Origin of the sequence: Streptomyces sp. NPDC014006 (genome assembly GCF_043088925.1) — a bacterium.
Taxonomy (GTDB): Bacteria; Actinomycetota; Actinomycetes; order Streptomycetales; family Streptomycetaceae; genus Streptomyces.
The window spans coordinates 90,898-110,497 of record NZ_JBICAJ010000004.1; the positions used below are offsets into that span (position 1 = coordinate 90,898).

General features: G+C 73.6%; 18 protein-coding genes. 6 read left to right on the forward strand and 12 right to left on the reverse strand.

The genetic code is table 11. The features are described 5' to 3' along the window. Nucleotides 1-237: 237 nt before the first annotated feature. From ACF1GV_RS15645 to ACF1GV_RS15670, 6 genes are all read right to left on the reverse strand, one after another. Nucleotides 238-1,464 (reverse strand): serine hydrolase domain-containing protein, encoded by a 1,227-nt coding sequence (locus ACF1GV_RS15645; RefSeq protein WP_391680558.1) that lies wholly within the window; start codon nt 1,462-1,464, stop codon nt 238-240. Between the two features lie 187 nt (nt 1,465-1,651). After that, complete coding sequence (locus ACF1GV_RS15650) at nt 1,652-4,609, reverse strand: AAA family ATPase (RefSeq protein WP_391680560.1); 2,958 nt, start codon at nt 4,607-4,609, stop codon at nt 1,652-1,654. 125 nt (nt 4,610-4,734) lie between these two features. After that, on the reverse strand, nt 4,735-5,085 hold the full coding sequence (locus ACF1GV_RS15655) for a UBP-type zinc finger domain-containing protein (protein ID WP_363266724.1): 351 nt from the start codon (nt 5,083-5,085) through the stop codon (nt 4,735-4,737). Continuing rightward, on the reverse strand, nt 5,082-6,542 hold the full coding sequence (locus ACF1GV_RS15660; protein ID WP_391680562.1) for an ATP-binding protein: 1,461 nt from the start codon (nt 6,540-6,542) through the stop codon (nt 5,082-5,084). The genes ACF1GV_RS15655 and ACF1GV_RS15660 overlap by 4 nt, the downstream gene beginning before the upstream one ends. Next, nucleotides 6,539-8,215, reverse strand: coding sequence for an FAD-dependent oxidoreductase (locus tag ACF1GV_RS15665; RefSeq protein WP_391680564.1), 1,677 nt, complete (start codon nt 8,213-8,215; stop codon nt 6,539-6,541). Before ACF1GV_RS15665 ends, ACF1GV_RS15660 begins: the two co-directional genes overlap by 4 nt. Before the next feature lie 110 nt (nt 8,216-8,325). Continuing rightward, entirely contained in the window at nt 8,326-8,679 is a 354-nt protein-coding gene (locus ACF1GV_RS15670) for a VOC family protein (protein WP_363266727.1), read from the reverse strand. Nucleotides 8,680-8,744: 65 nt separating this feature from the next. Between ACF1GV_RS15670 and ACF1GV_RS15675 the strand changes: the two genes are divergently transcribed. Beyond that, entirely contained in the window at nt 8,745-9,620 is an 876-nt protein-coding gene (locus ACF1GV_RS15675; RefSeq protein ID WP_391680566.1) for a universal stress protein, read from the forward strand. Nucleotides 9,621-9,624: 4 nt separating this feature from the next. On the opposite strand, the gene ACF1GV_RS15680 is transcribed toward ACF1GV_RS15675, so the two are convergent. The 3 genes from ACF1GV_RS15680 to ACF1GV_RS15690 all read right to left on the reverse strand — a co-directional run bounded on the left by ACF1GV_RS15680 (nt 9,625) and on the right by ACF1GV_RS15690 (nt 12,357). Beyond that, nucleotides 9,625-10,860: a DUF4032 domain-containing protein gene (locus ACF1GV_RS15680; RefSeq protein WP_363266729.1), complete on the reverse strand. Its 1,236-nt coding sequence runs from the start codon at nt 10,858-10,860 to the stop codon at nt 9,625-9,627. A gap of 40 nt (nt 10,861-10,900) precedes the next feature. Beyond that, nucleotides 10,901-11,647 carry an MBL fold metallo-hydrolase gene (locus ACF1GV_RS15685; RefSeq protein ID WP_391680568.1) on the reverse strand — a complete coding sequence of 249 codons (747 nt, stop codon included), beginning with the start codon at nt 11,645-11,647 and terminating at the stop codon, nt 10,901-10,903. Nucleotides 11,648-11,727: 80 nt separating this feature from the next. Beyond that, nucleotides 11,728-12,357 (reverse strand): alpha-ketoglutarate-dependent dioxygenase AlkB family protein, encoded by a 630-nt coding sequence (locus tag ACF1GV_RS15690; RefSeq protein ID WP_391680570.1) that lies wholly within the window; start codon nt 12,355-12,357, stop codon nt 11,728-11,730. A 115-nt stretch (nt 12,358-12,472) separates the two neighbouring features. Here ACF1GV_RS15690 and ACF1GV_RS15695 point away from each other — a divergent pair, with 115 nt between their 5' ends. Then, the gene (locus ACF1GV_RS15695) at nt 12,473-13,102 is read left to right on the forward strand and encodes a TetR/AcrR family transcriptional regulator (RefSeq protein ID WP_391680571.1); all 630 of its coding nucleotides are present in this window, start codon (nt 12,473-12,475) and stop codon (nt 13,100-13,102) included. Nucleotides 13,103-13,114: 12 nt separating this feature from the next. Beyond that, nucleotides 13,115-14,788, forward strand: a complete 1,674-nt coding sequence (locus tag ACF1GV_RS15700; protein ID WP_391680573.1) for an FAD-binding dehydrogenase — start codon at nt 13,115-13,117, stop codon at nt 14,786-14,788. 98 nt (nt 14,789-14,886) lie between these two features. On the opposite strand, the gene ACF1GV_RS15705 is transcribed toward ACF1GV_RS15700, so the two are convergent. Beyond that, the gene (locus tag ACF1GV_RS15705) at nt 14,887-15,243 is read right to left on the reverse strand and encodes a DUF488 domain-containing protein (protein WP_391680574.1); all 357 of its coding nucleotides are present in this window, start codon (nt 15,241-15,243) and stop codon (nt 14,887-14,889) included. A gap of 242 nt (nt 15,244-15,485) precedes the next feature. Between ACF1GV_RS15705 and ACF1GV_RS15710 the strand changes: the two genes are divergently transcribed. Both ACF1GV_RS15710 and ACF1GV_RS15715 read left to right on the forward strand, forming a co-directional pair. Next, nucleotides 15,486-16,877 carry a M1 family metallopeptidase gene (locus tag ACF1GV_RS15710; protein ID WP_391681592.1) on the forward strand — a complete coding sequence of 464 codons (1,392 nt, stop codon included), beginning with the start codon at nt 15,486-15,488 and terminating at the stop codon, nt 16,875-16,877. Between the two features lie 59 nt (nt 16,878-16,936). After that, the gene (locus ACF1GV_RS15715) at nt 16,937-17,398 is read left to right on the forward strand and encodes a DUF6098 family protein (protein ID WP_391680576.1); all 462 of its coding nucleotides are present in this window, start codon (nt 16,937-16,939) and stop codon (nt 17,396-17,398) included. A 168-nt stretch (nt 17,399-17,566) separates the two neighbouring features. Here the strand turns inward: ACF1GV_RS15715 and ACF1GV_RS15720 are convergent, their stop codons facing one another. Further along, nucleotides 17,567-17,815: a WhiB family transcriptional regulator gene (locus tag ACF1GV_RS15720; RefSeq protein WP_363266736.1), complete on the reverse strand. Its 249-nt coding sequence runs from the start codon at nt 17,813-17,815 to the stop codon at nt 17,567-17,569. Between the two features lie 141 nt (nt 17,816-17,956). Beyond that, a complete protein-coding gene (locus ACF1GV_RS15725) occupies nt 17,957-18,859 on the reverse strand; it encodes a LysR family transcriptional regulator ArgP (protein WP_391680578.1) in 903 nt (300 codons plus the stop codon). Nucleotides 18,860-18,936: 77 nt separating this feature from the next. On the opposite strand from ACF1GV_RS15725, the gene ACF1GV_RS15730 reads away from it, so the two are divergent. After that, complete coding sequence (locus ACF1GV_RS15730; protein WP_391680580.1) at nt 18,937-19,548, forward strand: LysE/ArgO family amino acid transporter; 612 nt, start codon at nt 18,937-18,939, stop codon at nt 19,546-19,548. Nucleotides 19,549-19,600: the final 52 nt, after the last annotated feature.

A 19,600-nucleotide genomic window follows, 5' to 3' on the forward strand; every position in this document is an offset into this window, starting at 1 on the left:
GCTGCACCCCGGTTCACCCGTTTCCCTGAGGTACGGCGACCGGGACGGCGTCCGTTCAACGCGGCCCGGATTCCTGTCCTTCGTTCAAAAGACTCCGGGGCGCCGGGATGTGCGGGACGCAGAGGTCCGCCCCGGCCCAAGGGGGGAGTGGGCCGGGGCGGCGTATGGTGCTGCCCTTCAAGACGCCGGATCACGCACGGGGGTTGCTCCGCACGGTGAAGAGAACCGGCTTCCTTCTCATCGGCGGACGGCAGGCTCGGCGGCGTCCTCCGGCCGCTCGGTCACCGTGCTGCTGCGTCGGCTCTTCGCCGGGGTGCCGCAGAAAGCGGACTCCAGCGTGCGCAGCATCGTGGTGTGCACGGCCGCGTTGTTGGAGGTGTCGGCCAGCGCGGCGAGGCTGCGCCGCCCGTCCGCCGAGGTGAACGCGTAGCTGTAGTAGCCCTGGACGGCCCCCGTGTGCCCGTACACCGACACCCCGCACGACAGGTCGCGGCGGCGCAGCCCGAGGCCGTAGGCCTGCCCGGTGCCGGCCGGCACCCAGCGCCGCATCTGCTGCAGTTGCGCGGCGGAGGTCAGCTTGCCGCGCAGCAGCGCCGAGTAGAAGGTGTTCAGGTCCCGGGTGCTGGAGATGATGGCGCCCGCGCTCTGGGCCCACGACACGGTCTGCCGGGTGGCGTCGACCAGCGCGGCTCCCTCGGTGTCGGGGGTGAGGTAGCCGCGCGCGTACCGGCCGGGCAGCGCGGTGTCGGGGTGCACGTAGAAGGTGTCGCGCAGCTTCAGCGGCGTGATGATGCGGTCCTGGTAGGCGGTGGCCACCGGACGGCCGGTGAGCTTCTCCACGAGCATGCCGGCCACCACGAAGTTGGTGTTGGAGTAGGAGTAGGCGCCGCCGGGCTTCCCCGTCGGGGCGTGCCGCAGCGAGCGGTCCACCAGCTGGCGGTAGGTGAACACCTTGGTGCGCACGGCCTCGAAGCCGGGCACCGTCTGCGCGAACATGTCGTTGGTGTAGTCGTACAGCCCGCTGCGGTGGCTCAGGACGTGCCGGACGGTGATCCCGCGGTCGGGCAGCAGCCCCGGCAGGTAGTGGTCGACGGACGCGTCCAGGTTCAGCTTGCCCTCGTCGGCCAGTTGCAGCAGTACCACGGCCGTGAAGGTCTTGGTGATGCTGCCGACGCGGAAGCGGTCGGTGTCCGCCAGCGCCCGCTTGGTGGCCCGGTCTGCCACGCCCACGGACGCGCCGAGCACCGAGCCGCCGTCGTCGATCCGCGCCATCGCGCCCGGCGCGCCCTGCCGCTGGGCGGTGCGCAGGACCTCGCGCAGGCCGGCGAGGTCGGGCCGTGGCAGGGCGGCCGCCGGTGCGGCGGGACGTGCGGGATGTGCGGTGGCGGCGTGTGCCGGGACCGTCAGCAGGGACAGCACGACCGCCCCCAGTGCCGTACCTCTGCGCAGTGCTGCTGGGATCATCCGAGGCCTCGCCTTTCGTCACGTCGCTGTGCTGGAGCCACATCTGACCGCCCGTCGGAAACGGTACGGCGTGGCCGCGCACAGTATCGCGGCGAAAATCAAGAAAAGCGACAATCCGGGCGCAGATCTGACGTCGGGTCATGTCCGGGACGGCGGCGGCCGCGTCACGGCCACAGCCTCCCCGGGGTCAGGAGGTGCTCGGCTCGGATGCCAGCAGCCCGTCGCGGTGGGCGATCGCCACCGCCTCCGTGCGGCTCGCCGCACCCAGCTTGGCCAGGATGTTGGAGACGTGCACGCTCGCCGTCTTGCCGGTGATGAAGAGCGCCTCACCGATCTGGCGGTTGCTGCGGCCGAGCGCGAGCAGCCGCAGCACCTCCTGCTCACGCGCCGTCAGTGGCGAAGGAGCGGACGGTCCTTCGGCCCCCGGCGCGCCACTCAGCCGGCCGCGCCGGATCAGCGCCTCGACCCGCTCCAGCAGCGGCGCGGCCCCCAGCCGTACGGCCGTCCCGCGCACCTCACCGGCCTGCACCGCGGCCTCGGCGCGCCGGTCCTCGGCGAGCAGGGCCTGAGCCCACCGCAGCCGGCACCGCGCCTGCTCGTACACCTCGCCGAAGCCGAACGCGGCCACCGCCTTCTCCCAGGCCGCCGCGTCCGGGCCGGAGACGGCCCGGGTCCACTCGGCCTCGGCCCGGGCAAGCCACGCCTGGCCCTCAGGCCCCTGCGGCGGGCCCGCCTCGCTGTGCCCGGCCGCCCGCCGCGCCTGCTCCACCAGCTCGCCCGCCACGTCGGCCCACCGCCGCGCCCCCGCGGCGTCACCGGCCGACCGCAGCCCGGCGGCCGTGTCGGCGACGGCGGACAGCGCCAGCGCGAGCAGTCGCACCGCCGCGTCGGGCAGGGTGCCCGCGTCGTCGGTGAGCGCCGCCACCGTGGCGCGCGCCTGCTCCACCGCCGCCTCGGCATCACCCCGCCACGCCGCCGCGTCGGTCAGGACGATCCCCGCGACCAGCGTCGCCATCCAGTCGAACGGGCCCCGCAGCAGCGCCCGCGCCCGCCCGGCGGCCCCCGCGTCACCGCGCGCCAGCGCCACGTACAGCGCCGGGCCCGCCGTGTAACCGCCGGCCGCCGGCACCGCCCTGGCCTCCGCCGCCGCCCGCAGGCACTCGTCCCACCGGCCCAGCGTGTAGAGCACCAGCTGTTGCAGATACCGCATCTCCAGCGGATACGGCGACGACAGCAACCCCGCGTCGCGAGCGCGTTCCAGCCCCTCCGCCGCCCACGGCACGCTCTCCGCGAAGGCGCCCGCCTCGAAGCAGCCGACCGCGAGATGGAACAACGCTCTCATCTCCACCGGGGCGTTGCCCGCGCGCCGGGCCAGCTCCCGCGCCCGCACCAGCCGCTCGCGCCCCTCGGCCGTGCGCCGCGCGCCGCCCTCCAGCCCCACCAGCGAGATCAGCAGATCGGCCTGCGCGTCCGCCACCCCCAGCTGCTCCGCCGCGGACAGCGCCCGCCGCGCCACGTGCAATGCGGCCTGGGACGCCCCGACCTCACGGGCCGCCATCACATGGGTGGCCGCCGCCCACACCCAGGTACGCGTCGGCGGCTCCTCCGGGATCAGCGCGAGCGCCTCGCTGCTGTAGGCGAAGGCGGCGGTGAGATTGTCGGCGGTCAGGAGGTTCCCGGCGAGGGTGTAGCGCACCCGGGCGGCCAGCTCCGAGTCCGCGTCCTGCCCGATGCCGGCGAGCGCCGCCCGGGTCAGCGCGACCGCGCGGTGCACCTCGCCCGCGTGCACGGCAGCCGCCGAAGCGCGCAGCGTCAGCGTGATCCGGTCGCCGCCCTCACCGGCCGGGCGGGCCGCCGGATCGACCGCGGACCACAGATCGAGCGCCGCTTCCAGATGCCGTAGCTCCTCCGCCGGCGCGCCCACCCCCCGGGCGTGGTCGGCGGCCTGAAGCGAGGCGGCGAGCGCCTCGGGCAGATGATGGCTCTCGCGCCAGTGGTGGGCGCGCTCCGCCGCGCTCTCGCCCGTGCCCCCGCGCCCGGCGAGCAGCCGCGCGAACGTGCCGTGCAGTCGCGCCCGCTCACCGGGCAGCAGGTCGGCGTAGACGGCCTCACGGGTCAGCGCGTGCCGGAAGGCGTAGGTCTCCCCGTCGTCGGGTACCAGGAGCTGGCGGCCGACGGCCTCGCGCAGCGCCGCCTCCAGCGTGTCCTCGGACAACCCGACCGCCTCGCGCAGCAGATCGTGCTCCACCCGGCGCCCCGCGACGGCGGCGGTGCGCAGCACCTGCTGCGCGGTCTCCGGCAGCTGCTCCACCCGGATCAGCAGCACGTCCGCGAGGGCGCTCGGCACGCCCTGCGCCTGTGTGCCGGTGGCGGCGAGCAGCTCCTGCGCATAGAAGGCGTTGCCCTCGGCCCGCTCCACGATCGTGCGCACCGTGCCGTCCGGCAGCGGCTCACCGCGCAGTGCCCGCAGCAGCCGGGTCATCTCGGCGTCCGGCATGGGCCGCAGCTCCAGCCGCTCCACCGCCGGCAGCCGCACCAGCTCGGCCAGCAGGGGCCGCAGCGGATGACGCCGGTGCAGGTCGTCGGAGCGGTAGGAGGCGAGCACCGCCAGCCGTGGCCCGGGTGCTCCCAGCGCGCCGCGGGTCAGCAGGAACCGCAGCAGGTCCCGGGAGGACTGGTCGGCCCAGTGCAGATCCTCCAGCACGAGCAGCAGCGGGGCGTCCTCGGCGAGCCGGGCGAGCAGGGCCGCCATGCCCTCGAAGAGCCGCAGCCGGGCGTCAGCGTCCCGCGCCGGGTCGCCGCCGCGCGCCTCGCCACCGCCGCGCAGCCGCTCGACCGCGGCATGCCCGGCCAGATGCGGGGCCAGCCGCTCGTCCTCGGCGATCCGGCCGAGGATCTCCGTGAACGGCAGATACGGCAGGCCGACGTCACCGAGGTCCACGCAGTGCCCGGTGAGCACCCGCATGCCCTGCCCGGCGGCATGCCCGGCGACCTCGTCCAGCAGCCGGGTCTTGCCCACCCCGGCGTCGCCGGCCACCACCACCGCCCGCGCCTCACCGGCGCGGGCGCGCTCCAAGGCGCCGAGGAGCCGGGTCAGTTCCCGGTCCCGGCCGACGAGCGGGGAGGTGAAATCGGTCTGCGGCACGGATCAATCCTGGCACGCACCACTGACACCGCGGGGGGCACCGGACAGGACCGGCGTTCGGTGCGGCGTCCGCGCCCCACCGGACCGGCGTTCGGCACGGCGTCCGCGCCCCACCGGACCGGCTCTCAGCGCAGCGTCCGCGCCCAGTCCGCCGGCACCCGGCCCGCCGGCCCCGGAGCGGGCTGGTCCTCGGGGTGGCTGTGCGGGGGCGCGAGGGCGGGGCCGCTGTCGTACAGCTCGTCGGTGGCGTAGTTCCAGAACCACGCCTCGCCCGGCTCGTAGCTCTGCACCACCGGATGCCCCGTCGCGCGGAAGTGCGCGGTGGCGTGCTGGGCGGGGGAGGAGTCGCAGCAGCCGATGTGCCCGCACTGCGCGCACCGGCGCAGATGGAACCACCAGCCGCCGGCCGCCTCGCACTCCACGCAGCCGGTGCCGCTCGGCACCGCGCTCTGGTCGATGCCGTCGCCCTGGGTCATGCCGTCTCCTCGGGTGGGGTGTCGGGTTCCGCCGCGGTGAGCGGCAGCAGCACCCGGAACCGGGTGTCGCCGGGCTCGGAGTCGACCTCGATGCCGCCATGGTGCTTGTTGACCACGATGCGCCAGGAGATGTCGAGGCCGAGCCCTGTGCCCTCGCCGACCGGCTTGGTGGTGAAGAAGGGGTCGAAGATGCGGTCCCGGATCTCGGGCGGCACGCCCAAACCGGTGTCGCGGAACTCCACCAGCAGCCGGTCGTTCTCCCTCGCCGTCCGCACGGTCAGCGTGCCCTCGGCGCCGGTGTCGTGGATCGCGGCGACGGCGTTGTCGATCAGGTTCGTCCACACCTGGTTCAGCTCCGCCGGATAGGCGGGGATCCTCGGCAGCGTGCGGTCGTAGTCCTTGACGACCTTGATCCCGTCGCCGATCTTGCCGGACAGCATCAGCAGCGTGCTGTCCAGCAGTTCGTGCACGTCGGCGACCTGGTAGGGCGCGCGGTCGAGCTGCGAGTACTGCTTGGCCGCGTCGACCAGGTGCGAGATACGGGTGGTCGAGTCCTCGATCTCGTCCATCAGCAGCTCGGTCTCGACCGTGTAGTTCAGCCAGCCGATCGCGCCGGGCAGGACGTCGGGCTCGACGGCCGCCGCGACCTGCTCCAGCCAGTCGACGTCGAGCCCGGCCTGCACGAACGTGGGCGCGACGCGCCAGCCGTCCGGGATGTCGTGGTCGTCGAGCCAGTCGCTGAGCGCGTCCTCCCGGTCGGCGGCCTCCAGCGGGCTGAGCGCGGGCGCCTTGCCGACCCGTTCGGCGGTGCGCTCCTGGATTTCGATCAGGCCCGCCAGGACCTCCCGCGGATAGGGCCCCGAGGAGATCACGGCGAGCTTGTGCCGCATCTTCGCCACCCGCTCGCGCAGCGTCGCCGTGGCTCGCACGGCCGCGGCGGCCGGGTTGTTCAGCTCATGGGTGAGCCCCGCGGACAGCGAGCCGAGGGCCAGCAGCCGCTCGCGCTGCCCGATGGTCCGCTGGGTGGCCTTCGACCCGAAGAACAGGCCCTCCAGGAGGTGGACCGCCATCGGGAACCACTCCTGCATGACGCTGGCGAACGTGTCCGCGGGCAGTACGAAGAACCGCGTCGGCTCGGTCACGCGCAGGGAGTTGTTGTAGACCTGCCGCACCCGGTCCCCGAGGTAGGCCTGCATGGCGCCCGCGTACACCCCGGGCTGTGAGGTCCGCGTCACCTCCACGTCCTCGGCGCCGACCCGCCGCGAGAGCACCACCGTGCCCTCGACCATCACGAAGAAGCAGGTGGCGGGGTCACCCTCGGCATACACCGGGCCCGGGTCGAACAGCTCCACCCGGCCCTCACTGCACAGCCGCCCGAGCTGCTCGTCGGAGAGCTTCTCGAACAGGAACAACGAGCCGATCTCCGCCGGGCTGCACGGCACGGGCCGCCCGCTCACGACTGCTCCAGGTAGCGGTGGACGAGCATCACGGCCATGGCTCCCTCTCCGACGGCGGACGCGACCCGCTTCGCGGACTCCGCGCGCGCGTCACCCGCGACGAACACGCCCGGCACATTGGTCTCCAGGTGGTACGGCGGCCGGTCCAGCTCCCAGCCCGCCGGCGGCCGCCCGTCGGGGGTGAGGTCGGGTCCGGCCAGGATGAACCCGCGCTCGTCGCGCAGCACCGTCCCGTCCAGCCAGTCGGTCAGCGGGGCGGCCCCGATGAACACGAACAGCCAGCCCGCGTCGACCTCTTCCCGCTCGCCGGTGTCGACGTCCCGCAGGGTGAGCCGCTCCAGGCTGCCGTTTCCGTGCGCGGCCTCGACGACGGTACGGGGGCGCACCGAGATGTTGGGCGCCTCCTCGATCTGCTGGATCAGGTAGTGCGACATCGACGCCGACAGCGACGGACCGCGCAACAGCAGTGTCACCGACTTCGCGCCCCGCGCCAGGTACATCGCCGCCTGGCCCGCGGAGTTGGCGCCGCCGACGATGTACACGTCCTGGCCGTGGCAGGAGGAGGCCTCGGTGAGCGCCGAGCCGTAGAACACGCCGCAGCCGGTCAGGTCGTCGGCGCCGGGCGCCGGCAGCTGCCGGTACTGCACGCCGGTCGCGAGGATCACGCTGTGCGCGGCGACCGCCGAGCCGTCCGCGAACCGCACGATCCGCGCGGCGCCGCTCACCTCCAGGCCGGTGACCTCCCGCGCGGTGAGGATCTCCGCGCCGAACTTGGCCGCCTGCCGCCGGGCCCGGTCGGTGAGCTGGGCGCCGGAGACGCCGTCCGGGAAGCCGAGGTAGTTCTCGATCCGTGAGCTCTGCCCGGCCTGGCCCCCGGTCGCCGACCGCTCCACGAGGACCGTGCGCAGCCCCTCCGACGCCCCGTACACGGCCGCGCCGAGCCCGGCCGGGCCGCCGCCGATCACGACGAGGTCGTAGAAGTCGGCCGTCGGCGTCGTGGCGAGGCCCACGCGGGCGGCCAGCTCGGGCGGGTCCGGCTCGATGAGCGGCTCTCCGTCCGGTGTGACCACCAGCGGCAGCCGCCGCCCGTCCGCGCCGGCCGCCGCGAGCAGCCGCTGCCCCTCGGGCTCGTCGGAGGAGTACCAGCGGTAGGGCACCTGGTTACGGGCCAGGAACTCGCGCACCTCCGAGGAGCGCGCCGAGAAGCGGTGCCCGACCACCTTGGTGCTGGGCACCGGCTTGAAGTCGCTGGACTTCCACGCCCGGAGCAGGTCGTCAAGGACCGGGTAGAGCTTCTCCTCCGGCGGGTCCCACGGCTTGAGCAGGTAGTGGTCGAGGTCGACGACGTTGATCGCGTCGATCGCCGCGTTGGTGTCCGCGTACGCGGTCAGCAGCACCCGCCGGGCGCCCGGGTAGACGTCCATGGCGCGTTCGAGGAACTCGATGCCGTTCATCTGCGGCATGCGGAAGTCGGCCAGGATCACCGCCACCAGGTCGCCGCGCAGCTTCAGCTCGCGCAGCGCGTCCAGCGCCGACTCGCCGGACTCCGCCCGCACGATCCGGTACGCCTCGCCGTAGCGCCGCCGCAGATCGCGGGCGACGGCGCGGGAGACCCCCGGGTCGTCGTCCACGGTCAGGATGACGGTCCGCGCTGTGTCGGCGGCCTGTGCCATACGACTCCCACCCCGAGGTCGGTCACGGGCCCGGCCCGCCCTCGTGACGCGCCGGTCCGTGGCCATCGTATGTTCGATCCGCCCGGCCCGCTCGGGTATGCGCGCCGGGCTCAGGCGCGGCGCTCACCGAGCACGCAGAACTCGTTGCCCTCCGGATCGACGAGGACCACCCACGGCTGCTCGCCCTGCCCGATGTCGGCGTGGCGCGCGCCCAGCGCGAGCAGGCGCTCCACCTCCGCCCGCTGGTCGTCGGGGCGGAAGTCGAGGTGGAGACGGTTCTTGACGCTCTTGGCCTCCGGGACGGGCACGAAGAGCAGCCCCGGCATGCGGTCCGGCGCCGGACGGATCTCGAACTCGTCGGGATCGTCGTTGACGACGGTCCAGCCGAGGGCCTCGGCCCACCAGCGGCCCAGGGCCGCGGCATCGGCCGCGTCCACGATCACCTGCTCCCACTCCAAGGTCATGTCGGCAGGGTATGGGTGAAGACTGTGGGTGGCACAAGCGAAATACGACATGAGGAGGCGGCCGGATGACAGGCGCGATCACGGCGGGGGTCGACGGGACGGACGAGAGCCGTGCCGCGCTGGACTGGGCGGCACGGGAGGCCGTACGCCGCTCGCTGCCGCTGCGCGTGGTGCACGCCTGGGAGTTCCAGCCGGCCGTGCCGTCCGAGGTGGCGGGCTTCGAGGCGCAGCAGGGCTGGGCGGTGAAGGCGCTCGAGGGCGCGGTCCGCGCGGTCACCGAGCGGCACCCGGAGCTCGCGGTGACCAGCGACGTGCTGGAGGGCCCGGCGGTGCGGACGCTGCTGGAGGCGGCCGCCGGGTCCGAGCTGCTGGTGCTGGGCTCGCGGGGGCACGGCCGGCTGGTGGGCTTCCTGGTCGGTTCGGTCGGCCAGCAGGTCATCGTCGAAGCGACGAAGCCCGTGGTGCTGGTGCGCGCCGGCGACGAGGCCAGCGCCGAGGCGGCGGGCCGGGACATCGTCGTCGGCCAGCACGGGGAGCCGGAGGACAGCGCCGAGGTGCTGCGGTTCGCCTTCGAGACGGCCGCGGCCCGCGGCGCCACCGTGCGCGCGGTACGGGCGTGGACGCTGCCGCCGGTGTTCGCCTACAGCCCCGGCTCGCTGAAGCTGCTGGACGACGCCGGCGGTCTGGAGCCGTTCGAGCGCCAGGCCCTCACGGACGCCCTCGAGCCGTGGCGCGAGCGCTTCCCGCACGTGCCGGTGGTCGAGCACGTGGAGATCGGCAGCGCGGGCCAGGTGCTGCTGTCGGTGGCGGCCGACCACGCGCAGCTGCTGGTGGTCGGGCGGCGCGCCCACCGCACGGCGGTCGGCGCCCGCATCGGCTCCGTCGCCCACGGGGTGCTGCACCACGCCGGCTGCCCGGTGGCCGTGGTCCCGCACACCTGAGGCGTCACCGGGGGACCGTCGGCTCCAGCGTCTCGCGCGCCTTGGGCAGGATGTTGTCGATGTAGTCCTTGACGGCGGTGTCCAGACCGATGTCGTGCTGGGCCCGCTCGGACAGGTACCAGCGGTGCTCCAGCAGCTCGTGGTAGATCTCCGCCGGGTCCATCGTGCCGCGCAGTTCCAGCGGTACGGCCCGCACGGTGGGCCGGAAGACGTCCCGCACCCAGCGGTGCGCCAGCACCTCGGGGCGGGCGGCGAGGGGGTCGCCCGGGGCGTAGTCGTCCTGGGTGGCCATCCAGCTCTCCAGGTCGTTCAGCAGCCGCCGCGCCTGGTTCTCCTCGGCGTCCAGGCCGGTGAGCCGCAGCAACTGCCTCTGATGGTGGCCCGCGTCGACGACCTTGGGCACGAACGTGACCGAGTCGCCGTGGGAGTTGTGCTCGATCTGCATCTCGGCGACGTCGAAACCGAGGTCGTTGAGCCGCCGGATCCGGCGCTCTATGTAGTGGTACTTGCCCGCCGGGTAGACCGAGGTGCGGGTCAGCTCCTGCCACAGCCCCCGGTAGCGGGCGCAGATCTCGGTGCCGAACTCGACCGGGTCCACGGACGGGTGCAGCGCCCCGGACGCCTCCAGGTCCAGCAGCTCGCCGCTGATGTTGACCCGGGCCAGGTCGAGGTCGTAGTCGCGCTGGCCGGGGCTCAGCCGCTGGTGCAGCTCGCCGGTCTCGGCGTCCACCAGATAGGCGGCGTAGGCGCCCGCGTCCCGCCGGAACAGCGTGTTGGACAACGAGCAGTCGCCCCACGCGAACCCGGCCAGGTGCAGCCGCACCAGCAGCACCGCGAGCGCGTCCATCAGCCGGTGCATGGTCGCCGGCCGCATCGTCGTCTCGAACATCGACCGGTACGGCAGCGAGCCCCGCAGATGGCGCGTGATCAGCACCGGCTCCAGCGGTGCGCCGGAGGCGTCGGTGCGCCCGGTGACCACGCCGAGCGCGTCCACGGCGGGGATGGCGAGCCGGTCCAGATCGCGCAGCAGCTCGTACTCGCGCAGCGCGGGCCGCTCGGCCAGCTCCTTGACGGCGATGACCTCGTCGCCGGCGCGGGCGTAACGGACGACGTGCCGGGAGATGCCGCGGGGGAGCGGTACGAGATATTCCTCGGGCCACTCCTCCAGCGGCAGCTGCCACGGCAGTTCGAGCAGGAGCGCGGGGTGCTCGGGGTTGGTGGCGCTGATCTGCAAAGCCATGGGCAGAGCCTAAGCGGATGTGCGCGCCGTGGGGAAAGGCCTAGGCAGCCCGCTCCCACGCCTGCTGGGCGGCCGCCGTCGTCGCGCCCCGGTGCACCGGCCCGTGGCCCGGCAGCAGGACGTCCGCTTCCAGACCCCTGATGATCTCCAGGGAGGCCACCGCGCGCTCCCGCTCGTGGTGGAACATGTCCGGCAGCAGCTGCGGTCCCCTCGCCCGTGACGTGGGATGGCCGCTGACCAGCGCGTCCCCGGAGATGAGGACACCGGTCTCGGGCAGGTGGAAGACACAGTGCCCGTCCGTGTGGCCCGGCGTGTGCACGGGCACGGGACGGCCGGGCAGGTCGAGCGGTCCGGTGCCGGGGAAGGCCGTGGGAGCGGTGACCGGGTGCTGCTCGGTGCCGCCGGAGCGCAGCGCGTGCACCATCCACGGCAGCACACCGGGCCGCCAGGCGTTGCGCAGCACCTCGCCGACGGTGACCTGCTGGAGGAACTCCCGGCGGGCGTGGGGAACTTCGGCCTCGTGCAGGTGGACCGGCGTGCCGTGGGCGGCCCGCAGGTACTCGGCCGAGCCCAGGTGGTCGTTGTGCGCGTGGGTGATCAGCACGGCCGCCACCGCCTCCGGTGAACTGCCCACCTGGGCCAGTGAGTCGAGCACCAGCTGCCGGTCCCCTGGGTATCCCGTGTCGATCAGGGTCACGGCGCCCCCGTCGGTGAGGATCACCCAGTTGGTGTTGGAGCCGTGCACCAGGTAGGTGCCGTCGGCGACTTGGTGTACGTCCGCTCGCATGTGTGGTCCCCCGTCGTGAGATCGCCGGCCGTCGGCAGAAGCAAAGCAGATCATGGGGACGGTGGGGAGAGCGGCCCGCCTCAGCGCACGCCGTGCGGCCGGAACTGGATGCTGATGCGCGGTCCCGTGGCCCGGGTGGACTTGGGGACGCAGTGCTCCCAGGTCCGCTGGCAGGAGCCGCCCATCACGATCAGGTCGCCGTGGCCCAGTGGCCGGCGGACCGCGGGGCCGCCGCCGTGCACCGGGCGCAGCAGCAGGTCGCGGGGAGCGCCCACGGACAGGATGGCGACCATGGTGTCCTCCCGCGAGCCCCGGCCGATCCGGTCCCCGTGCCAGGCGACGCTGTCGCGGCCGTCGCGGTAGAAGCACAGCCCGGCGGTGGTGAACGGCTCGCCCAGCTCCTCGGCGTAGTGGGCGGACAGCAGGTCGCGGGCCTCGGCGAGCACCGGGTGGGGCAGCGGGTCGTCCGCGCCGTAGAACGAGAGCAGCCGGGGGACGTCGACGACCTGGTCGTACATCGTGCGGCGCTCCGCGCGCCAGGGGACCTCGGCCGCGAGCTGTTCGAACAGTGCGTCCGCCCCGGTCAGCCAGCCCGGCAGCACGTCGATCCACGCGCCGGCGTCCAGCTCCGTCCGGCGGATCCCGTCGAGGGAGCCCAGGCGCAGCTCGTCGGTCTGGTCGAACAGGGAGCCCTGGAGGTGCGTGGCCATGGCTTCAGCGTAAACCCTGAATCGAAAATATGTTCCATGCGACCGGCGTCGATCCACCGCGCCCTTTCGATACATCGATGTATCCGATACATTCGCGTATCGAACGGAGGTGGCCATGGCGACGGACGGCACGGCCCCGCGGGTCACCCGGCGGCGGGTGCGCACGCGAGCCAACCTGCTGGATGCCGCGTTCGCCGTGTTCGCCGCCAAGGGGTTCGGCCGCGTCTCGATCGAGGAGGTCTGTGAGGCCGCCGGCTACAGCCGCGGCGCCTTCTACTCCAACTTCTCCAGCCTCGACGAGCTGTTCTTCGCGCTGTACGAGCAGCGCGCCGACCTGATCGCCGAGCAGGTCGCCGCCGCCCTCGCTCAGGACGGCCCCGACCTCGACGTCGCCGCCTCGGTCGACCGGGTGACCGAGGTGCTGCTGCTCGACGTGGACTGGCTGCTGGTCAAGACCGACTTCCTGGTGCACGCCGCCCGCGATCCGCAGGTCGCCCGCACCCTGCTCGAGCACCGCGCGCGGCTGCGGCGGGCCATCGCCGACCGGCTGGCCCGCGCCACTGCCCACAGCCCCCTGCCCGCCCTCCTCGGCGACGCCGACGGCGCCGCACACGCCGTGGTCGCCGCCTACGACGGCGTCACCACCCAACTGCTGCTGGACAAGGACGTCGAGCACGCCCGCGCCTGGCTCAAGCAACTCCTCACCGCGCTGCTCACCAACGGCAGCGCGACCCCCCGACAGTGAAGGGAAGCGCGCATGGACGCGGACGTCATCGTCGTCGGAGCCGGACTCGCCGGCCTGGTCGCGGCGCACGAACTGACCAGCAGGGGCAGGCGCGTCGCCCTGGTCGACCAGGAGAACGCCGCGAACCTCGGCGGACAGGCGTTCTGGTCCTTCGGCGGGCTGTTCCTCGTCGACACCCCGGAGCAGCGGCGCCTGGGCATCAAGGACTCCTTCGACCTCGCCTGGAGCGACTGGCAGGGCAGCGCGGCATTCGACCGGCTCGCCGACGAGGACTCCTGGGCCGTGCGCTGGGCACGCGCCTACGTCGAGTGGACGGCGGGGGAGAAGCGGTCCTGGCTCACCGGGCACGGCATCGATCTGCTGCCCACCGTCGGCTGGGCCGAGCGCGGCGACCTGCGCGCCGACGGCCACGGCAACTCCGTACCCCGCTTCCACATCGCCTGGGGCACCGGCACCGGCGTCGTCGAGCCGTTCGCCGACCACGCCAGGCAGGCCGCGCGCGACGGGCTGCTCACCTTCCACCACCGCCACCGCGTCGACGAACTCGTCATCGAAGCCGGCGCCGCCCGCGGTGTGCGCGGCAAGCTGCTCGCCGACGACGACGCACCCCGCGGCGTCGCCTCCAACCGCGACGAGACGGGCGACTTCGAACTCACCGCCCAGGCCGTGATCGTCACCACCGGCGGCATCGGCGCCAACCACGACATCGTCCGCCGCTACTGGCCCGAACGGCTGGGCACCCCGCCCGCCGAGATGGTCACCGGCGTGCCCGCCTACGTCGACGGCCGCATGCTCGACATCAGCGCCGAGGCCGGCGTCCGCCTGGTCAACCGCGACCGCATGTGGCACTACACCGAGGGCCTGCAGAACTGGAGCCCGATCTGGCCCGGCCACGGCATCCGCATCCTGCCCGGCCCGTCCTCCCTGTGGTTCGACGCCCTCGGCCGCCGGCTGCCCGACCCCTGCCTGCCCGGCTACGACACCCTCAGCACCCTGAAGCACCTGCGCACCACCGAGGACATCGCCGGGTACGACCACTCCTGGTTCATCCTCACCCGGAAGATCGTCGAGAAGGAGTTCGCACTGTCGGGCTCCGAGCAGAACCCCGACATCACCGCCAAGGACAAGGGCGCCGTGCTGCGCGACCGCCTGCTCGGCAAGGGCGCGCCCGGCCCGGTCGCCGACTTCCTGCGGCACGGCGCGGACTTCGTCGTCGCCGACACGCTGGAGGGGCTGGTGGAGAAGATGAACGCCCTCACCGACAAGCCGCTCCTCGATGCCCACGGCATCCGCCGCCAGATCGAGGCCCGCGACCTGCAGATCGCCAACCCCTACAGCAAGGACGCCCAGGTGCAGGGCATCCGCAACGCCCGCCGCTACATCGGCGACCGCCTCGGCCGGGTCGCCGGCCCGCACCGCGTTCTCGACCCGGCGGCCGGTCCTCTCATCGGCGTCAAGCTGCACATCCTGACCCGCAAGACCCTCGGCGGCATCCAGACCGACCTGGACTCGCGCGCCCTGGGCCTGGACGGCACGCCGATCGACGGGCTGTACGCGGCCGGTGAGGTCGCCGGCTTCGGCGGCGGGGGCGTGCACGGCTACAACGCCCTGGAGGGCACGTTCCTCGGCGGCTGCCTGTTCTCGGGGCGCGCGGCGGGACGGGCGGCGGCGGCGCAGACCGCGTGACGGCAGGCGGCCGGACCGGGTGAGGACAGGCGGCCGGAACGTGTGAGGGGCGGCCGGCGGCCGCAGGCCGGGCCGCCCGAGCCCTTGGCGGCGATTCCCTACCGCTTTCCCTTCAGCAGGCCGAGCAGCACCGCCGCGTGGGACTCGCCGGGGGCCTTGGAGGCGGTCAGCAGCGTGACCCGCCCGCGGCGGGCCAACGTCCGAAGGTGGCCGAGGAGTTCGGCCGCCTCCGGCTCCGCGAGCTCCGCCTCGTAACGCTGCCGGAACTCCTCGTAGGAGCCCTCGCCCGCGTGGTACCAGCGCCGCAGCTCCGTCGACGGGGTCAGCCCCTTGGGCCACTCGTCGATGTGCGCGGCGTCCTTGGCCAGGCCGCGCGGCCAGAGCCGGTCGACCAGGACACGGACGCCGTCGTCCGGCTCCGGGGGGTCGTACACGCGACGCACGCGGACGCTCATCGTCGGGCCTTTCTGCGGGGGCGGTCGCTGCGAGCGTAATGCGGGCCGCCCGGGCGACGCCGTACGACGTGGCCTGAACGAGCGGCGACCGGGCGCCGCGCGGCTCCTACGCTGAGGGCCGGTTGATCACCCGGCACCCACAAGGAGCGCATGTGAGCCGATCCCGGCGGCAGCCCGCCAGACGTACCGCCTCCCCGAGCCGATCCCCGCAGCCCGCCGGACGCACTCCGTCCCCGAGCCGCATCGCCGTCCTCGCCACCGTCCCCGTCGCGCTCGCCGCCCTGCTGGCCACCGCCACGCCCGCGGCGGCCGGCACGACGGGAGCCGCAGGGGTGGGCGACCCGTACTTCCCGCTCGCCGGCAACGGCGGCTATCACGTGAGCCACTACGATCTGACGCTGCGTTATGACACCCGCAGCCGCCATCTCGACGGCCGTGCGGTCCTCACCGCCCGCGCCACCCAGCCGCTCACCCGCTTCGACCTCGACCTGAGCGGCCTGAAGGTCACCGGCGTCACCGTCGACCACACCCGGGCCGCCTACCGGCGCGACGGCCAGGAACTCGTCGTCACACCGCGCCACGCCCTGCGCGCCGGGCAGCGGTTCCGGGTCACCGTCACCTACGACGGCACCCCGAAGCCGGTCACCGACCCCGACGGCTCACCCGACGGCTGGATCGCCACGGACGACGGGGCGTTCGTCGCGGGGGAACCGCAGGGCGCCATGACGTGGTTCCCGGCCGACAACCACCCCTTGGACAAGGCGTCGTACGACTTCACCCTCACCGTGCCCGAGGGGCGCACCGCCGTCGCCAACGGTGTCCTGCTCGGCACGCGCACGACCCGCGGCACCACCACCTTCCGCTGGCACCAGGCCGAGCCCATGGCCGCCTACCTGGCCACCGCGACCATCGGCACCTTCAAGGTGCGGCAGTACACCACCCGCAACGGCATCCGCGTCTACGACGCCGTCGACCCGCGGGAGGCCGGCGCAGCCGAACCCGTGCTCAGGCAGCTGCCGGCCGTGCTCGCCTGGGAGAGCGGCATCTTCGGGGCGTACCCCTTCCGGGCCGCAGGCTCCATCGTCGACCGCGCGCCGGACGTCGGCTACGCGCTGGAGACACAGACCCGGCCCGTGTACGACTCCGCGCCCGACATCGACACCCTGGTGCACGAGACGGCCCACCAGTGGTTCGGCGACTCCGTCTCGCTCACCACCTGGAAGGACATCTGGCTCAACGAGGGCTTCGCCACCTACGCCTCCTGGCTGTACGACGAACAGCACGGCGGCCCGAGCGCTCAGCAGACGTTCGACAAGCTCTACGCCCGCCCGGCGAGCGACGAGCTGTGGGCGTATCCGCCGGCCGACCCCGGCAGCGGCGCCCGCATCTTCGGCACCCCCGTCTACGCCCGCGGCGCCATGGCCCTGCACGCCTTGCGCCGGGCCGTCGGCGACCGCGCCTTCCCGCACCTGCTGCGCGCCTGGGCGGCCGAGCACCGGTCCGGCCACGGCACGACCGCGGACTTCATCGCCCTCTGCGAGCGCCTGACCGGCAAGAACCTGTCCGGCCTGCTCCACACCTGGCTCTACGCCCCCGGCAAACCGGCCCGCCCCGGCGGCGCGGGAACTCCCTGATTTCCCGCCTGCCCCACGGGTACTCCGTCGGCCTGAACGGCTCACAGGGAGGTCCTGCCATGCGTGAAGGGGACGACCTGCCGGTCGTGCGCTCGCTCGCCGAACTCACCGACCTGGTGGACGGCAACCGGCGGCTGTACGTCCGCTGGTCCAGGGGGCCGGAGACCGACCTCTGCAAGGTCTCCAGCACCGACGACCTCACGGGCGTCCCCATGCCGGGCCTGTCCGCCAACCCGCTCGACGTCGAGCGGTGGTGGGAGGGCCACCCGCTCAAGCTCTGGGTGGCGCGTCGGCTCTACGACTACGCCCATCTGCCCCATGAGAAGGGGCCCGGCATCCGGCCCTGGGTGCTGCAGGGGCACGAGACGGGGCGGGGGCCGGACAACGAACCCCTGGTAGCCGAGGTCCACCCGATGTGCTGGATCGACCCCGCCGTGATCGACGAGGCCCGCGCCGAGGTGGACAAGCAGCACAACGACTGGGGGCCGCTGGACCGCACCGGCCGCAGCCGGCCTTCCTGACCACAGCCGGGGTGGTCGTGGCCGGGGTGTGTGCGACGCCGGTCCGGTGCTGAGGACGCTGCCGCTGATCGGAGCCGGGCGCCCCCGGCCGGGGGGACCGACCGCAGTCGGGCGGCCGCCCGCCGGGGTTGCCGAGCGGCAAGCCGGGGCGGCCGCCCGTTCGGCCGTCTAGCCGGACTTGCGGCTGCCCGCCCGGCGCCGCAGCCTGCGGCGCTCCGTCTCGCTGGTGCCACCCCACACGCCTATCGTCTGGTCGGCGTCCAGCGCGAATCGCAGGCACGGCTCCTGGACCGGGCAGCCCCGGCACACCGCCTTCGCCTGCTCGGTCTGGACCAGCGACGGCCCGGTGGTGCCGATCGGGAAGAAGAGGTCGGGGTCCTCGTGGCGGCACGCGGCGTGCTCTCGCCAGTTGTCCATCAAAGTCACCTTCGATTGCGTCGACTGGTTGCGTGGGCATACGGATGATTCACTCGCGTTCGGGTCACCTGTCGACGCTCGGGTGAAACCCCCCGTTCTTCCTTGCCTGTTGGGACGGCTACCCCGCCGGGGTACCGCCGGTCAGTCGCGCAGCGCCTCTGCGGCCGTCTGCGCCACCGTGTCGGCGACCGTGGCCAGCGCGGGGGAGTCCAGCCGCCACTGCTGCCAGTACAGCGGGACGTCCACCGCCCGCTCGGGCGCCAGCTCGACCAGACGGCCCGCGCGCAGCAGCGGTTCGGCCTGCGCTTCGGGCACCATGCCCCAGCCGAGCCCGGCGGCGACGGACTCGGCGAACCCCTCCGACGTGGGCACGTGGTGCCGCAGCGCGCTGGCACGGCCACGCCCGCCGCGCAGCTGCCGTACGAATCCGTCCTGGAAGTCGTCGCGCCGGTCGAAGACGATCACCGGCGCCTCGGTGAGGACGTCGTGCAGCGGACCGCGCGTCAGATGCCGTGCGGCGAACTCGGGCGCCGCCACCGGCAGATAGCGCATCCGGCCCAGGTACCGCACCGAGCATCCGGGCACGGCGTCGGAGGAGGACGTCACCGCCGCCATCACCAGGCCCTCGCGCAGCAGGGCCGCGGTGTGGTCTTCGTCCTCGCGGCGCAGCTCGAAGCAGAGCCGCAGCTCCTCGGGCACCCGGGTGAGCACGCCCAGGAACCAGGTGGCCAGCGAGTCCGCGTTCACCGCCACCGGCACCCGCACCGGCTCCCCGGCCCCGCTGAGCCCCAGCTCCGCGTGGGCGTCCCGCTCCAGCCGGGCCACCTGCCGGGCGAGCCGCACGAGCACCGCGCCCGACTCGGTGGGCCGTACCGGCTTGGTGCGCAGCAGCAGGACGCGCCCGGTGCGCTGTTCCAGGGCCTTGACCCGCTGGCTGACCGCGGACGGCGTCACGTGCAGGGCGGCCGCCGCCGCGTCGAACGTGCCCTCGTCGACCACCGCGAGCAGGGTGCGCACCTGGTCGAGGGGAAGCTCCGCCGTCATCGCGTCATCACGTGCGCTAACGATACGTAAGAATCTTTAGCTGTACCAGGAGTGATCGCTTCCGTAGCGTCGAGGGCATGTCCAGCTCTCTCACCGCCGCCGCCGCGGGCTTCGGCACCGGCCTGTCGCTCATCGTCGCCATCGGCGCCCAGAACGCCTTCGTCCTGCGCCAGGGGATGCGCCGGGACGCGGTCCTCGCCGTCGTCGGCATCTGCGCCCTGTCGGACGCCCTCCTGATCGCCCTCGGGGTGGGCGGCGTGGGCGCCGTGGTGGTGGCCTGGCCGGGCGCGCTGACGGCGGTCGGCTGGATCGGCGGCGCGTTCCTGCTGTGCTACGGCGTCCTCGCCGCCCGGCGGGTGCTGAGGCCCGGGGCGCTCCGGGCGGAGGGGGAGGCGGCGGGCTCACGCCGCCGCGCGGTGCTCACCTGCCTGGCGATGACCTGGCTCAACCCGCACGTCTACCTCGACACCGTCTTCCTGCTCGGTTCGATCGCCGCCGACCGCGGCCCGCTGCGCTGGACCTTCGGCCTCGGAGCCGCGCTCGCCAGCCTGTGCTGGTTCACCGCCCTCGGCTTCGGCGCCCGCCTCCTCAGCCGTCACCTCGCCCGCCCGGCGGCCTGGCGCGTCCTGGACGCCCTCGTCGCCGTCACGATGCTCACGCTCGGGGTGTCCCTGATCGTCGGCAGCTGAATACCTCGCCCGGCCGGGCGCACAGCTGGTGCTGCGATAGTGAACCCCGGCA

Bases quoted from the DNA above. Each gene is read 5' to 3' on its own strand.
- ACF1GV_RS15670 (WP_363266727.1), bottom strand. From the start codon at position 8,679: ATGACCTTGGAGTGGGAGCAGGTGATCGTGGACGCGGCCGATGCCGCG.
- ACF1GV_RS15700 (WP_391680573.1), top strand. From the start codon at position 13,115: ATGGACGCGGACGTCATCGTCGTCGGAGCCGGACTCGCCGGCCTGGTC.
- ACF1GV_RS15655 (WP_363266724.1), bottom strand. From the start codon at position 5,085: ATGACCCAGGGCGACGGCATCGACCAGAGCGCGGTGCCGAGCGGCACC.
- ACF1GV_RS15730 (WP_391680580.1), top strand. From the start codon at position 18,937: ATGTCCAGCTCTCTCACCGCCGCCGCCGCGGGCTTCGGCACCGGCCTG.
- ACF1GV_RS15665 (WP_391680564.1), bottom strand. From the start codon at position 8,215: ATGGCACAGGCCGCCGACACAGCGCGGACCGTCATCCTGACCGTGGAC.
- ACF1GV_RS15680 (WP_363266729.1), bottom strand. From the start codon at position 10,860: ATGGCTTTGCAGATCAGCGCCACCAACCCCGAGCACCCCGCGCTCCTG.
- ACF1GV_RS15685 (WP_391680568.1), bottom strand. From the start codon at position 11,647: ATGCGAGCGGACGTACACCAAGTCGCCGACGGCACCTACCTGGTGCAC.
- ACF1GV_RS15695 (WP_391680571.1), top strand. From the start codon at position 12,473: ATGGCGACGGACGGCACGGCCCCGCGGGTCACCCGGCGGCGGGTGCGC.
- ACF1GV_RS15715 (WP_391680576.1), top strand. From the start codon at position 16,937: ATGCGTGAAGGGGACGACCTGCCGGTCGTGCGCTCGCTCGCCGAACTC.
- ACF1GV_RS15645 (WP_391680558.1), bottom strand. From the start codon at position 1,464: ATGATCCCAGCAGCACTGCGCAGAGGTACGGCACTGGGGGCGGTCGTG.
- ACF1GV_RS15675 (WP_391680566.1), top strand. From the start codon at position 8,745: ATGACAGGCGCGATCACGGCGGGGGTCGACGGGACGGACGAGAGCCGT.
- ACF1GV_RS15705 (WP_391680574.1), bottom strand. From the start codon at position 15,243: ATGAGCGTCCGCGTGCGTCGCGTGTACGACCCCCCGGAGCCGGACGAC.
- ACF1GV_RS15720 (WP_363266736.1), bottom strand. From the start codon at position 17,815: ATGGACAACTGGCGAGAGCACGCCGCGTGCCGCCACGAGGACCCCGAC.
- ACF1GV_RS15690 (WP_391680570.1), bottom strand. From the start codon at position 12,357: ATGGCCACGCACCTCCAGGGCTCCCTGTTCGACCAGACCGACGAGCTG.
- ACF1GV_RS15725 (WP_391680578.1), bottom strand. From the start codon at position 18,859: ATGACGGCGGAGCTTCCCCTCGACCAGGTGCGCACCCTGCTCGCGGTG.